The organism is Tabrizicola piscis (genome assembly GCF_003940805.1).
Lineage (GTDB): Bacteria > Pseudomonadota > Alphaproteobacteria > Rhodobacterales > Rhodobacteraceae > Tabrizicola > Tabrizicola piscis.
This window is the reverse complement of sequence record NZ_CP034328.1, coordinates 770,024-782,956: the sequence shown is the minus strand read 5'-3', so window position 1 is coordinate 782,956 and position 12,933 is coordinate 770,024. Positions and strand designations below refer to the sequence as shown.

Annotated in this window: 12 protein-coding genes; 9 read left to right on the top strand and 3 right to left on the bottom strand. The window is 65.4% G+C overall.

Annotated elements, in window-relative coordinates:
• Nucleotides 1–262 precede the first annotated feature (262 nt).
• From EI545_RS03745 to EI545_RS03730, 4 genes are all read left to right on the top strand, one after another.
• The gene (locus EI545_RS03745) at nucleotides 263–1,390 is read left to right on the top strand and encodes an extracellular solute-binding protein (RefSeq protein ID WP_125324231.1); all 1,128 of its coding nucleotides are present in this window, start codon (nucleotides 263–265) and stop codon (nucleotides 1,388–1,390) included.
• A 177-nt stretch (nucleotides 1,391–1,567) separates the two neighbouring features.
• A complete protein-coding gene (locus tag EI545_RS03740; RefSeq protein WP_125324230.1) occupies nucleotides 1,568–2,650 on the top strand; it encodes an ABC transporter ATP-binding protein in 1,083 nt (360 codons plus the stop codon).
• Between the two features lie 3 nt (nucleotides 2,651–2,653).
• Nucleotides 2,654–3,580 carry an ABC transporter permease gene (locus tag EI545_RS03735; RefSeq protein WP_125324229.1) on the top strand — a complete coding sequence of 309 codons (927 nt, stop codon included), beginning with the start codon at nucleotides 2,654–2,656 and terminating at the stop codon, nucleotides 3,578–3,580.
• A gap of 10 nt (nucleotides 3,581–3,590) precedes the next feature.
• Complete coding sequence (locus EI545_RS03730) at nucleotides 3,591–4,463, top strand: ABC transporter permease (protein ID WP_125324228.1); 873 nt, start codon at nucleotides 3,591–3,593, stop codon at nucleotides 4,461–4,463.
• A 146-nt stretch (nucleotides 4,464–4,609) separates the two neighbouring features.
• Here EI545_RS03730 and EI545_RS03725 read toward each other — a convergent pair whose 3' ends face one another.
• Together EI545_RS03725 and EI545_RS03720 are read right to left on the bottom strand one after the other, a co-directional pair.
• Complete coding sequence (locus EI545_RS03725; protein ID WP_125324227.1) at nucleotides 4,610–5,428, bottom strand: alpha/beta hydrolase; 819 nt, start codon at nucleotides 5,426–5,428, stop codon at nucleotides 4,610–4,612.
• Nucleotides 5,404–6,915 (bottom strand): UxaA family hydrolase, encoded by a 1,512-nt coding sequence (locus EI545_RS03720; protein WP_125324226.1) that lies wholly within the window; start codon nucleotides 6,913–6,915, stop codon nucleotides 5,404–5,406. Before EI545_RS03720 ends, EI545_RS03725 begins: the two co-directional genes overlap by 25 nt.
• A gap of 62 nt (nucleotides 6,916–6,977) precedes the next feature.
• Between EI545_RS03720 and EI545_RS03715 the strand changes: the two genes are divergently transcribed.
• The 3 genes from EI545_RS03715 to EI545_RS03705 all read left to right on the top strand — a co-directional run bounded on the left by EI545_RS03715 (nucleotide 6,978) and on the right by EI545_RS03705 (nucleotide 9,759).
• The gene (locus EI545_RS03715) at nucleotides 6,978–7,730 is read left to right on the top strand and encodes a GntR family transcriptional regulator (protein ID WP_125324225.1); all 753 of its coding nucleotides are present in this window, start codon (nucleotides 6,978–6,980) and stop codon (nucleotides 7,728–7,730) included.
• Complete coding sequence (locus EI545_RS03710) at nucleotides 7,727–8,689, top strand: sugar phosphate isomerase/epimerase family protein (RefSeq protein ID WP_125324224.1); 963 nt, start codon at nucleotides 7,727–7,729, stop codon at nucleotides 8,687–8,689. The genes EI545_RS03715 and EI545_RS03710 overlap by 4 nt, the downstream gene beginning before the upstream one ends.
• A 161-nt stretch (nucleotides 8,690–8,850) precedes the next feature.
• The gene (locus EI545_RS03705) at nucleotides 8,851–9,759 is read left to right on the top strand and encodes a PfkB family carbohydrate kinase (protein WP_125324223.1); all 909 of its coding nucleotides are present in this window, start codon (nucleotides 8,851–8,853) and stop codon (nucleotides 9,757–9,759) included.
• Nucleotides 9,760–9,927: 168 nt separating this feature from the next.
• On the opposite strand, the gene EI545_RS03700 is transcribed toward EI545_RS03705, so the two are convergent.
• Nucleotides 9,928–10,950: an aldo/keto reductase gene (locus EI545_RS03700; protein ID WP_125324222.1), complete on the bottom strand. Its 1,023-nt coding sequence runs from the start codon at nucleotides 10,948–10,950 to the stop codon at nucleotides 9,928–9,930.
• Between the two features lie 91 nt (nucleotides 10,951–11,041).
• On the opposite strand from EI545_RS03700, the gene EI545_RS03695 reads away from it, so the two are divergent.
• Nucleotides 11,042–11,854: a BtpA/SgcQ family protein gene (locus EI545_RS03695; protein WP_125324221.1), complete on the top strand. Its 813-nt coding sequence runs from the start codon at nucleotides 11,042–11,044 to the stop codon at nucleotides 11,852–11,854.
• Nucleotides 11,851–12,933 carry a M42 family metallopeptidase gene (locus tag EI545_RS03690; protein ID WP_125324220.1) on the top strand — a complete coding sequence of 361 codons (1,083 nt, stop codon included), beginning with the start codon at nucleotides 11,851–11,853 and terminating at the stop codon, nucleotides 12,931–12,933. The genes EI545_RS03695 and EI545_RS03690 overlap by 4 nt, the downstream gene beginning before the upstream one ends.

The following is a 12,933-nucleotide window of genomic DNA, read 5'->3' as shown; positions in this document are numbered from 1 at the left end:
GCAGTGACGGCGCGCAAGTGCCTGAAAAAATGGCAGGAAACCTGGGCTGTTTGGCCGTGGTGAGCGCCCATCCGATGCCACATTGACAGGTGCCCTGAAAACCAGATTAGACTTGCCGCGTCCGTGCCTTTTCGGCCGGGTGACACAGCCTTGTTACGGGGTTTCGTTACCGCAGGAAAAGCGCGCACCGCGTGCGTAACCACAACCAGAAAAACCGGGGACAGCCCGTGCCTCTGAACGACTCAAACCAGGGAGACTATTCGTGAAAAACTCAACCTCAGCCTTCAACCGTCGCCGGTTCCTGCAAGGCTCTGCCGCAGGTGCGGGCATCCTTGCCGCCCCGGCCATCATTTCGTCCAAGGCGCTTGCGTCGTCGGGCGAAGTGAATTTCGTCGGCTGGGCGGGCTATCCCGCGCTGGTCGAAAAGGTGTTCCCGGCGTTCGAAGCCGCGACCGGCATCAAGGTGAACTTCAAGGAACTGCCCGATCAGGACACCATGTTCGGTGAAGCCAAGGTCGCGCTGGAAGCCGGCGGGATCGACCTGATCGAGCCGACGATCGACCGCGTCGGCGCATGGGATTCGAACGGCCTGCTGGGCGCGTTTGACGAATCCAAGCTGGCGATGGACAACTACCTTCCCGGCCTCGCCGATGGCGCGGCAGGCGAACGGTCGCGTCCCGGCGGGATGCTGAAATATGTGCCGTCGAACTGGGGCACGGAATCGCTGGTCGTGAACACGGCTGACGCCAAGCTGTCGACCCCGCCGTCGCTGGGCGACCTGTTCAGCCCCGACAACCAGTCGACGCTGCGCCCGCATTCGGCGCTGGCTGCGATGGGCCGCTGGCTGGATGCCACGGGCCAGCTGCCGCGTCCGTGGATGGACGGCTACAGCGACATGGGCGCCATGGTCGAGCTTTGGGACATCGCGCTGGCCAAGGCCGTCGAGATGAAGGGCAACGTCGTCCAGTGGTGGTCGGGCGAAAACGAGGCGAACGCGGGCTTCACCGCCAACGGCGCCACGGTTGGCCTGTGCTGGGATTCGACCGGCTTCAACCTGCGCAATGACGGCTATGCCTATCTGGCCCCGGTCGAAGGTGCCTTTGCCTGGCACCAGGGCTTTGTGCTGATGAAGAACGCGGCCAACACCGAACAGGCGCATGAGTTCGTCAAGTTCGTGTCGACCCCGGAAGGGGCTTCGGGCTGGGCTTCGGCCTTCTCGTCCAACCCGGTCGGCAAGGGCGCGTCGGATCTGATGAACCCCGATGTTGCCACCTATTACAACGGCACTTTCAACGACGAAGCGCTGTCCAAGCTGTGGTGGTGGCCCGACCAGTCGGCCGAGTTCCTCGCCAAGCGGGCCGAGTATTCGGACAAGTACAAGGCGGCCTGAGCGCGCTGCATTTGACTGGACGCCGGGCCCGAAAGGGTCCGGCGTGCCTTATTCATGTGCTGCGATGTCGTTCTGGACCCAGTGACAGGCCCAATCTGGCGATACCGATTGAACGGGGCCGGTTGCCTGCTAGCCTGAAGCGACAAAAAGACGACATACCCAGGGGAGCCACGCGGCATGAGCGCCGGAATTGATCTAGAAAACGTCTGCTGCGACTTCGGCACCTTCCGGGCCGTGGACAACGCCAATGTGTCCATCAAGCCGGGCGAGTTCTTTTCGTTCCTCGGGCCATCAGGCTGCGGCAAGACCACGATCCTGCGCATGGTTTCGGGGTTCATCGAGCCGACGCAAGGCATGATCCGCATTGGCGGCAAGGACATGAAGGGCCAGCGCCCGAACCAGCGGCCCACGGCGCTGATCTTCCAGAACCTGGCGCTGTTTCCGCTGATGCCGATCTGGGAAAACATCAGCTTCGGGCTTGAGGTGCGGGGCGTGGACAAGGCCACCCGCCGCGCCAAGGCGGAAGAGCTGTTGCGGCTGGTCGATCTGCCGGACGCGGCCGACAAGTATGTCAGCCAGCTTTCGGGCGGCCAGAAGCAGCGCGTGGCGATTGCCCGCGCGCTGGCGGTGGAACCGCAGGTGATGCTGCTGGACGAACCGCTGTCGGCGCTGGACCTGAAGCTGCGCCAGCACATGCGGGCGGAGCTGCGGGCGATCCAGAAGCGGACGGGCGTGACCTTCATCTACATCACCCACGATCAGGGCGAGGCCTTGGCGATGTCGGACCGCGTCGGCGTCATGTCCCAGGGCCGCATCCAGCAGATCGCCGACCCGCGGGAGATTTACAACAACCCGGTCAACGGTTTCGTCGCCAGTTTCGTGGGCGAAAACAACGTCTTTACCGGCGATGTGCAAACCGCCGCCTCTGGCATGGCCAGCTTTGCTACGCCGCACGGCACCTTCCGGGCCCGGCTGGGCGACATCGGCAGTGACAGAAAGGCCAAGCTTTATGTGCGGCCGGAACACACGCTGATCTCGGCCACCGCCGCGCCCGAGAATGCGATTCCGGTCACGGTGGGGGATGTGTCGTTCGAGGGCAACTTCATCGCGGTGCATGCCATCAGTGACAGCGGGGCGCATCTGACCTCGGAAATCCGCAATGACGGGTCGGCGACCGTGCCGGAGAAGGGGGCGAAGGCGTTCATGTCCTTCGACGCCACCCGCGCCTCGATCCTGCCCGACGCGAATGTGAGGTCCTGATCCATGCAGGACATGCTGCGCCGCTATGGTCTGGGGCTGACCGTGACGATGTGCCTGCTGGTGGCCTTCTGGCTGATCATGCTGGTGATCGTGCCGAACATCACGCTGCTGGAGCAAAGCTTTCGCCCCTATCTGCCGGTGGTCGACATCGGCGGTCCGCGTGACACCTACAGCTTCGACAATTACCTCAAGGTCTTTGACGGCAATGTCGACAAAAGCCTGTTCGGGATCAGCTTTTCCATTCCGGTGCACGTCTATACCTTCGGGCTGACGATCCTGTATTCGATGCTGGTGACGGTGATCTGCTTTGCGATGGCCTATCCGCTGGCCTATTTCATGGCCAAGATCGTCAACCCCCGGTCCCTGCCGACGCTGATCCTGCTGCTGTTCATCCCGCTGTGGGTGTCCGAGGTGCTGCGCGCCTTTGCCTGGTGGATCATTCTGGCCTTCAAGGGTCCGCTCAACGCGCTGCTGTTGGCGGTGGGGGTGATCGAAGATCCGATCCGCTGGACCAACCTGGGCTATACCGGCGTGGTGATCGGGCTGATCTACACTTACGTCCTGTTCATGCTGTTCCCGATCTACAACGCGATCCAGTCCTTGGACACCAACCAGATCGAGGCGGCGGAGGACCTTGGGGCGCCGTGGTGGAAGATCCACTGGAAGATCGTGCTGCCTCATTCCAAGCCCGGCATCGCCAGTGGGTCTGTCATGGTGTTCATGCTGTCGGCGGGGTCCTTGCTGGTGCCGTCGATCCTTGGGTCCACCACCTCGCAATGGTTCACCCAGACCATCGACCAGTGGTTCAAGGACGCCTTGGACTGGAACACCGCGTCGGCCTATGCCTTCATCCTGCTTCTTCTGTGCACCGTCTTCGTGAGCGTCGCGATGTGGCTGTTCAAGGTGAAGCTGTCCGATATCGCGAAATAGGGGGTCTGCGATGCACAAGTTCCGACAGACTCTGGCGCGGGCCTATACGGTGCTGTTCCTGATCTTCCTGCTGGCCCCGCTGGTGGTGATGTCGGGGGCGGCATTCAACGACAGCAAGTTGCCCTCTATCGTGCCGTGGAAGGGTTGGACCACGATGTGGTTCAGCGAGATGATTCAGGACCAGCGGATGATGGTGGCCTTTGCCAACACGCTGTGGGTGGCGGTGGCCGTGGCGGTGATTGCGGTCATCGTGGGGACAGCGGCGGCGATCCTGATCAACTCGACCTCTGGCCGGGCGCGGACGGCACTTTACGGGATGATGATCTCGACCATCCTGATCCCCGGCGTGGTGATCGGGATTTCGACGATGATCCTGTGGACCAAGATGGGCGGGGTTCTGTTCGGGCCGGAAGGCAAGCCCTGGCCGTTCATCCCCGGCCTGCACCTGAGCGTGCTGGGGCAGGTCAGCTATATCGCGGCGATGGTGATGCTTCTGGTGCTGGCGCGGCTGCAGTCCTTTGATGCCGGGCTGGAGGAGGCGGCGCTGGACCTTGGTGCCAGCCATGCGCAGGTGATGCGGCGGATCCTGTTGCCGCATCTTTACCCGGCAATCGGGGCTGGGGCGGCGGTGGCCTTCTTCCAGTCGATCGAGAACTTCAACGTGACGCAGTTCACGCGGGGCGGGGCGGATACGCTGACGGTCTATGTCTTCTCCAAAGTGCGGGCCGGGATCACGCCGACGATCAACGCGCTGGCGTTCCTGTTGATCATGGTGACGCTGGTGCTGGCCGTGATCTACGAGATCAACCGTCGCCGCCGGGCGCGGGTTGAAGCCGCGCGTGAGGCCGAGGCGCGCCGGGCGGAAGAGGCGATGTTGCTTTGATCTTGCCGCACTTGTGAAGCGGAGCGCGTTCCGCGCGAAGTCCCTTTATCTCGGCCCTCGCGCGCGGAGCGCGCGAGGACCTCGGTCACTGGGGGTTTCACACCCCCAGACCCCCGTGGAGTATTTCCAAAAGAGCAACTGCCTGCCTAAAGCGGACCAAGCAGCGTTTCAACAAGCAGGGAGGCGGGGTCCGTCAACGCATCGATCACGTCGAAGTGGTGGCGGTCGGCGTCGGCGGTCCACGGACAGGCCCATTCCTCGGCCAAGGTACGGGCTTGCCACAGGAAGGCAGGGCGTTCGGCGGCACCCACCCAGACATGAGCGGCCACCTCGGGCCGCAGGCCAAGCCGGGCGGGGCTTTCGCTGGCGGCCTCTGCTTCATCTAGGCGGAGTTTGGCGTTCATCGTGGTGGCCATCAGGGGGCCGAGTTCGGTCAGGGGTGAGATCGGCACAACCCGCGTCAGCGGCAGGGCGATGTCGGTGCAGGCCATCCGCGCGGCGAGGTGGCCGCCGGCGGAATGGCCGGTGACCACCAGCGGGCCCGCGATCCGGGTGGCGACAAACCAGCAGGCTTTTGCAATCTCGGCCGTCATCGCGCTGATCCGCGCCTCGGGGGCGAGGGTGTAACCGGGCATGGCGACGGCAAACCCGCGCGCCAGTACCCCTGCCGCGAGGTGTGACCAATGGGATTTGTCGAACAGGTGCCAGTAGCCGCCGTGGACAAAGACCATGGCCCCGCGCGGCGGGCCTTCGGGCAGGAAGAGATCAAGTTTCTGCCGGGGGGCGGGCCCATAGGGCAGGTCAAGTTCGGCGCGGGGGCCGAGGGCCGCGCGGAAGGCTTCGGCCTTTGCCTGCCAGCGCGGCGGGTAGTCGGCAGCGCCGGGGATGAAGGCGCCGTTCGTGTAGTCGCGGTCGGGGTCGGGCCAGCGGTAAGGAGGTCTCACATCACTGCCCCGATCTGCCATGGCACGAACTCCGCGCCGCCAAAGCCCAACTCCTCGGACAGGGTCTGCTGGCCGGAGGCGGTGGCGATGATCTTGTCGAGGATCTCCTCACCCTTCGCCGCGATGCTGACGCCATCGAGGATATCGCCGCAGTTGATGTCCATGTCTTCCTTCATGCGGGCGTACATTTCCGAGTTGGTGGCCAGCTTGATGCAAGGGGAGGGTTTGTAGCCCGAGACCGACCCGCGCCCGGTGGTGAACACGATCAGGGTGGCGCCACTGGCGATCTGGCCGGTGACAGAGCACGGATCATAGCCGGGGCTGTCCATGTAGACGAAGCCGGGGGTCGTGATCGGTTCGGCGAATTTGTAGACGCCGGAGAGGGGGGCGGTGCCGCCCTTGGCCACCGCGCCGAGCGACTTTTCAAGGATCGTCGTCAGCCCGCCGCGCTTGTTGCCGGGGGAGGGGTTGTTGTCCATCTCACCCTCATTGCGGGCGGTGTAGTCTTCCCACCAGCGGATGCGTTCAAGGAGCGTCTCGCCCACGTCACGGCTGACGGCGCGGCGGGTGAGGAGGTGTTCGGCCCCGTAAATTTCGGGCGTTTCGGACAGGATCGTGGTGCCGCCCATCTGGACCAGAAGGTCCGAGGCATGGCCAAGGGCGGGGTTGGCGGTGATGCCGCTATAGCCGTCCGAGCCGCCGCATTGCAGCCCGACCACCAGTTTGGACACCGGGGCGGGCGCGCGGGGGGTGCGGGCGGCGACCTCGGCCATCTCGCGCAAGGTGCCGAGCGCGCGGTCGATGGTAGCGCGGGTGCCGCCTTCGCCCTGGATGGTCATGTAGCGGAAATTGCCATCCGGGCGCAGGCGGCCCTGGCCGACAAGGTCGGGGACCTGCATCACCTCGCACCCCAGGCCAACGAGAAGGATGCCGCCGAAGTTCGGGTTGCGCGCATAGCCTTTCAGCGTGCGCATTAGGGTGGCGTAGCCTTCATTCGTGCCGGACATCCCGCAGCCGGTCTGGTGGACGATGGGCACGATCCCGTCGATCCCGGGCATGGCGGCAAGCACGGGGTCTTTCTCGGCCGCCTCGGCGATGAACCGGGCGACGGAGCCGGAGCAGTTCACCGACGTCAGGATGCCAAGGTAGTTGCGGGTGCCCACAGTGCCATCAGGGCGGTGGTAGCCCATGAAGCTGCGGGGGGACAGCGGCGGCAGGGGGCGGCATTCGCTGCCGATGGCATAGTCGCTGCTGTGGGGCCCCATGCCAAGGTTGTGGCTGTGGATATGCGCACCGGCCGGGATGTCGGCGGTGGCCTGTCCGATGATCTGGCCGTAGCGGATCACCTCATCCCCCTTGGCGATGTCGCGGGCGGCGATCTTGTGGCCGCGCGGGACGGCGCCCGGCAAGGGCGCGGCTACGGCCGCCACCACGGCACCTGCCGCAAGGTCCTGAAGGGCGATCACCACATTGTCGGACCCGTGCAGCCGGATTACCCCATCAGCCATTGCAAACCCTTTCCTGACGGCCCCATTCTTGACAGGGCGGCGCAGTCGCCTAACATGTTAGCATGTTACAACCAGCCGCCGCCGCCAAACAAGAGCCCTCAGCGCCCGCACCGTCAAAGCGGCTTCGGCCCTTGGCCGAGTTTTCGGGGTCGCTTGGGCAGCGCGTCTATCAGACGTTGCGGCAAGGGATCCTGTCGCTTGCCTATCGCCCGGGAGAGATCCTGCGCAAGCCCGAGGTCTGTGCGGCCCTTGGCGTCAGTCGCAGCCCGGTCGCCGATGCAGTGGCCCGCCTGCAGGCCGAGGGGCTGGTCGATGTGATCCCCCAGGCCGGCACCTTCGTGGCCCGTTTTTCGATGGAGGACATCCGTGAGGGCGCCTTTCTGCGCGAGGCGATCGAGGTCGCTGCCATCGAACGCGTGGCCGCCCGCATCACGGACGATCAGCTGCAGCTTCTGCGCCGCAATCTGACTGTGCAGGCGGCTTTGGTTGCCGATGGGGACATTCCGGGGTTTTACGCCATGGATGCCGCCATGCATGAGCTGCTGTTGTCATTCACCGGCTTTCCCAAGCTGTCACAGGTGGCCGAAACCGCCTGGCTGCATGTCAACCGCGCGCGGCAGCTGATCCTGCCGGTGCCGGGGCGGATTGCCGCCACGCTGGCCGAACATCAGGCGATCCTGACGGCGCTTGAAGCGCGTGACCCCGACGCGGCCCGCGCTGCCATACAGGCGCATCTGCGGCAACTCCTGACCTATCTTGAACCCTTGGAACGCGACCGGCCCGAGTTGTTCAATCCTGACCGAGGGACAGCATGATTCCCAATCGCCCCCGCTATGCCGCGCGGCTGAATGCCTTCAAGGTCAGGGGCGGCTCGGTGGCCGAGATGATCCTTGGCGTGGGGCAGGTGGGCGGGCTGTCCGCCGCCGACCTCAACTATCCCGACCATTTCGCCGCGCATGACCCGGCGACGCTGACCGGGTTGCTGTCGGATCAGGGCCTTGTGCTGAACGGGCTGGCGATGCGCTATTACACGGAAAGCGGCTTCAAGCTGGGGGCCTTTACCCACCCCGACCGTGCCGTCCGGCAGGCAGCCATCGACCTGACCAAGCGCGGGATCGATGCCTGCAGCGCGATGGGGGGCAGCCAGATGACCCTCTGGATGGGGCAGGACGGGTTCGACTACAGCTTTCAGGCCGATTATGGCCGGATGTGGGATGATACCATCGCCGCGATGGTCGAGGTTGCGGACCACAACCCCGCCATCGACATTGCCGTCGAATACAAACCCAACGAACCCCGCGCCCATGCGCTGATGCCCGACATGGCCACCACACTTCTGGCATTGGAGGAGGTGGATCGCCCCAATACCGGCGTGACGCTCGACTTTGCCCATATGCTTTACGCGGGCGAGATGCCGGCCAAGGCCGCGATGCTTGCCGCGCGCCGGTCCCGCATTCTGGGGCTGCACCTGAACGATGGCTACGGCAAGCGGGACGACGGCCTGATGGCCGGTTCTGTGCATCCCGTGCAAACGGTGGAGCTTTTGGTGGCCATGGCCCGCGCGGGCTATGCCGGGGTGATCTACTTTGACACCTTCCCCGACCTGTCCGGCCTTGATCCGGTGGAGGAGGCGCGGACCAACATCCGCCTGACCGACCGGCTGGTCGATCTGGCAGCACGGTTGGCGGATGATCCGGCGCTTGAGGCGGCACAGGCGCGTCAGGATGCGGCGGCGGCGACGCGTCTGGTGATGGCCGCGCTGTTTGGTGCATGAACCGGCGTTGACCTGCATTTTCGAGTCTTGCCAGTTGCATACCATGGTCTACAATTCCGCCAATGACCGCGCCCGCAGCCCCTGCTGAATGACCCGCCACAAATGACTCGTCCTGTGCCTTTCTGTCCTGCCCACCCTTCACCAGTTCCGACGATGCCGTGATGCGACCGAAGCCCGTTCTACTTTGCGCAGGGTCCCTGCATCATGACGTGATCGTCGACGCCCCCGGCTTGCCGCGGGCGGACCAGACGATGGTGGGCAGCGCCGTCCGCTATGCCTTTGGCGGCAAGGGCGGCAATCAGGCCGCCGCCGCCGCCCGCGCCGGGGCCGAGGTGCATATGGCCGGGGCGGTCGGGTCCGATGACGCGGCGATGCTGTTGCGCAGCGCTTTGGACATGGCGGGGGTACGCCGGTCTGCCGTGCAGACCCATCCCGGACCCTCTGGCATGTCTGTGGCGATCTCGCTGCCTGACGGGGCCTATGGGGCGGTCATCGTGTCGGGCGCGAACTTGCTGTTTCGGCCCGAGGCCGTGCTGTTCCCCAAGGATTGCGCGGCGCTGCTTTTGCAAAGCGAAATCCCCGAGGCGGCGAACCTCGCGCTCGCGCGGCAGGCGCGGGCGGCGGGCGTCCGCGTCATTCTGAACGCGGCCCCCGCGCGCGCGGTGGCCCCTGACCTTCTGGCGCTGACCGATCTTCTGGTGGTGAACCGGGGCGAGGCGGCCGATCTCCTTGGCCGTGCCGAGACGGGCCTCGATGCGACCCGGGCCGCAGAGGACCTCGGCAAACAGGGCCCGCGCGCGGTGATCGTGACCTTGGGGGGCGACGGGCTGGTGATCGCCGAAGCGGGGCAGCTGGCCCTGCAGTCTGCCAATCGGGTCAAGGTGGTCTCCACCCATGGCGCGGGGGATGCCTTCATCGGCGCGCTGGCGGCGGAATGGGCGGGCGGTGCCAGCCTTGTCGCTGCCGCCGCCTTTGGTCAGGCCGCCGCAGGTCTGCATGTCAGCCTGCCATTGGACCAGCGCCCGACGATCGACGCCGCCATGATTCGCGCCACCCTTGCCGGGGCCTGATGACCCTGCGGGGGCTGTCCCGCAACACGTAAACCCAGTTGCTCTTTTCGAAATACTCCCCGGGGGTTTTGGGGGCAGGATGCCCCCATCACCCCGAGCCGGTTGGCGCGCGACTTCGCGCGCCAGAGGCGAGACAAAGGCTTGCGCGCAAGCGCTCAATCAAACGGGTCAGCGACCGGGGGTGGTTTCGGGGATCAACCCTTCGGCTGACAGGGCCTGCCACAGGGCTTCGGGGATCCGGGCTGCGGAAGCCTTGATGTTGCTGGTCATCTCAGCCAATCCCTGCCCGCCGGGGATGACGCTGACGACCGCCGGATGCCGCAGTGGAAACTGGAAGGCCGCGTCGACCAGCCGCACCCCCTGCGCTTCGCACAGCGTCTGAAGCCGGGCCGCGCGGTCAAGCACGGCCTCTGGGGCCGGGGCATAGTTGTAATGCGCCCCGGGTTTCGGACCGGTGGCCAGAATGCCGGAATTGTACGGCCCGCCGATCACGACCCCCACCCCCTTGGCATGGGCGCGGTCCATGAAGCCCGCCGCCCCCTGTTCCAGCAGGGTATAGCGCCCGGCCAGCAGGAAGAGGTCGAACTCGCCCCGCTCCAGCAGCCAGTCGCAGGGTTCCCATTCGTTCACACCGGCGCCAAAGCCCGCGATCACGCCTTCGTCGCGCAACCGGGTCAGCGCCCGGTAACCACCGGCCATGAATTCGGCCAGCGGCGCGGCCTTGGCGGCCTCGGACCCGTGGGTAAAGATGTCCAGATCGTGGACGTAAAGCACATCGACCCGGTCCAGACCCAACCGCTCCAGACTGGCCTCAAGGCTGCGCAGCACGCCGTCATGGCTGTAGTCAAAGGTTTCGCGGCGGCTGGGCACATCAATCCACTTGCCGATGCCATCCCCGGTTCCGTGGGGCACAGCCGACAACAGCCGCCCGACCTTGGTCGAGATCACATACTCCGCCCGCGGCTTTCCGCGCAGGAAGTGGTTGATCCGGGTTTCGGACAGGCCAAGGCCGTAGAGAGGTGCCGTATCGAAATAGCGCACGCCTGCGGCCCAAGCCGCCTCAAGGACTGCCTGCGCTTCATCCTCGCTGATCGCCTTGAACAGGTTGCCCAAAGGCGCCGCGCCAAAGCCGAGTTCGGTGAAGGAAAGTCCCCCGGCCCCGCGCCGATCCCACTGCCGCCTTGCTTGCATCCCTGCCTCCACTGTTTGCTGACATGCTAGTATGTTGCGCTCTTCCCGACCACCCGCTTTCGCGCTAGCCTTGCCGGAATGGGGGGATGTCATGACACGTTTCGAACAGGTTTTCGGGCAGGGGAAGCCCGTCATCGCGATGGTTCATCTGGGGGCGATGCCCGGCACGCCGCTGCATGACGGGGCAGGCGGGGTCGAGGCGATCCTTGCCGGGGCAGAGGCTGATCTTGCGGCATTGCAGGCCGCCGGGGTCGATGCGGTGATGTTCGGAAATGAGAATGACCGGCCCTATGAGTTGAAGGTCGACGCTGCCTCAACCGCGACGATGGCCTATGTGATCGGCCGGTTGCGCGACCGGATTGCTGTGCCCTTCGGGGTCAACGTGCTGTGGGACCCGATGGCAACCATGGCGCTGGCTGCGGCCACCGGTGCTGCCTTCGTGCGCGAGATTTTTACCGGCACCTACGCCAGCGATATGGGCCTTTGGGCACCCGATGCCGGTGCGGCCCGGCGCTATGGCAGCCGGCTGGGGGCGGGGAACGTTGCCACCCTCTACAACGTCTCGGCGGAATTCGCGGGGTCGCTTGACCCGCGACCCCTGCCGGATCGGGCGCGCAGCGCTGTCTTTTCTTCGATCCCGGATGCCGTGCTCGTGTCCGGTGCAATCACCGGCGAAGCCGCCCGGATGGAGGATCTGGAGGCGGTCAAGCGTGTCCTGCCCACCACGCCGGTGCTGGCCAATACCGGGGTCAAGCACGCCACTGTCGCTGACGTGCTGCGGATTGCCGATGGCTGCATCGTTGGCAGCGCGTTGAAGCACGGGGGCGACACTTGGGCCGCCGTTGATGCCGAGCGCGCCAAGGATTTCATGGACCGTGTCCGTGCGGTGCGGGGGGGCAGATGATCCGCGATCTCTTGACCGAGTTGATGCTGATCCCGGGCCTGTCCGGGTATGAGGGGCGTGTGGCCACGGCCATCGCCGCGCATCTTGACCGGCTGGGCCTGCCGCATCGGTCTGATCGGCTGGGCAATCTGATGACCACGATCCCGGGCGATCCGGCCCTGCCCTCGGTGATGGTCTTTACCCATATGGACCAGCTTGGCTTCATCGTCCGCAAGGTTGAAGCCTCGGGGTTGATCCGGCTGGAACGCCTTGGCGGCGTGCCGGAACGCGCTTTGCCCGCGCAGGCGGTGGTTCTGAGCACGGACAAGGGCGACATTCCCGGTGTCATCGCCAACAAGTCGCATCATGCGACGGGACCGGAGGAGAAGTACAAGGTCCTGCCCTATGCTGACCTTTACGTTGATGCGGGATTTTCCTCGGCGGATGAGGCGCTGGCGGCGGGTGTCAGGATCGGCACTCCGGTCACCTACCTGCCACGGGTTCTGCCGCTGCATGGCAACCGGATCGCCGGGACGTCGGTCGATGACCGGGCAGGGTGCGCCGTGCTGCTGGCGCTGGCGGCGGCGCGGTTGGGCAAGCCGGGGCCGACGCTGCACCTCGTCTGGTCGGTGCAGGAGGAATACAATCTTCGCGGGGTTCTGCCTGCGGCAACCGCTTTGCAGCCCGACATCGCGCTGCAGATAGATTTGCTGCTGGCCTGCGACACGCCCGACATGACCGGACGGGGTGAGGTGACCCTGGGCGGTGGCCCCGGCATCAGCCTGTATTCCTTCCACGGGCGCGGCACGCTGAATGGGGTGATCCCGCATCCCGCGCTGGTCAAGCTGGCCGAGGCGGCGGCGGAGGCGGGCGGGCTGCCCTTGCAGCGGTCGGCCCATACCGGGGCGCTGACCGATCTGTCCTATATCCAGTTCATGGGGCAAGAGGGGGTGGCCTGTCTCGATGTCGGCTTCCCCATGCGCTATTCGCATTCGGCGCTGGAGGTGGTGGATACCGCCGATCTGGACGGGCTGACCCGGCTGCTTGATGGCATGCTGGACGGCATCACCCCCGACCTTGCCCTGACGCGCAGCCCATAA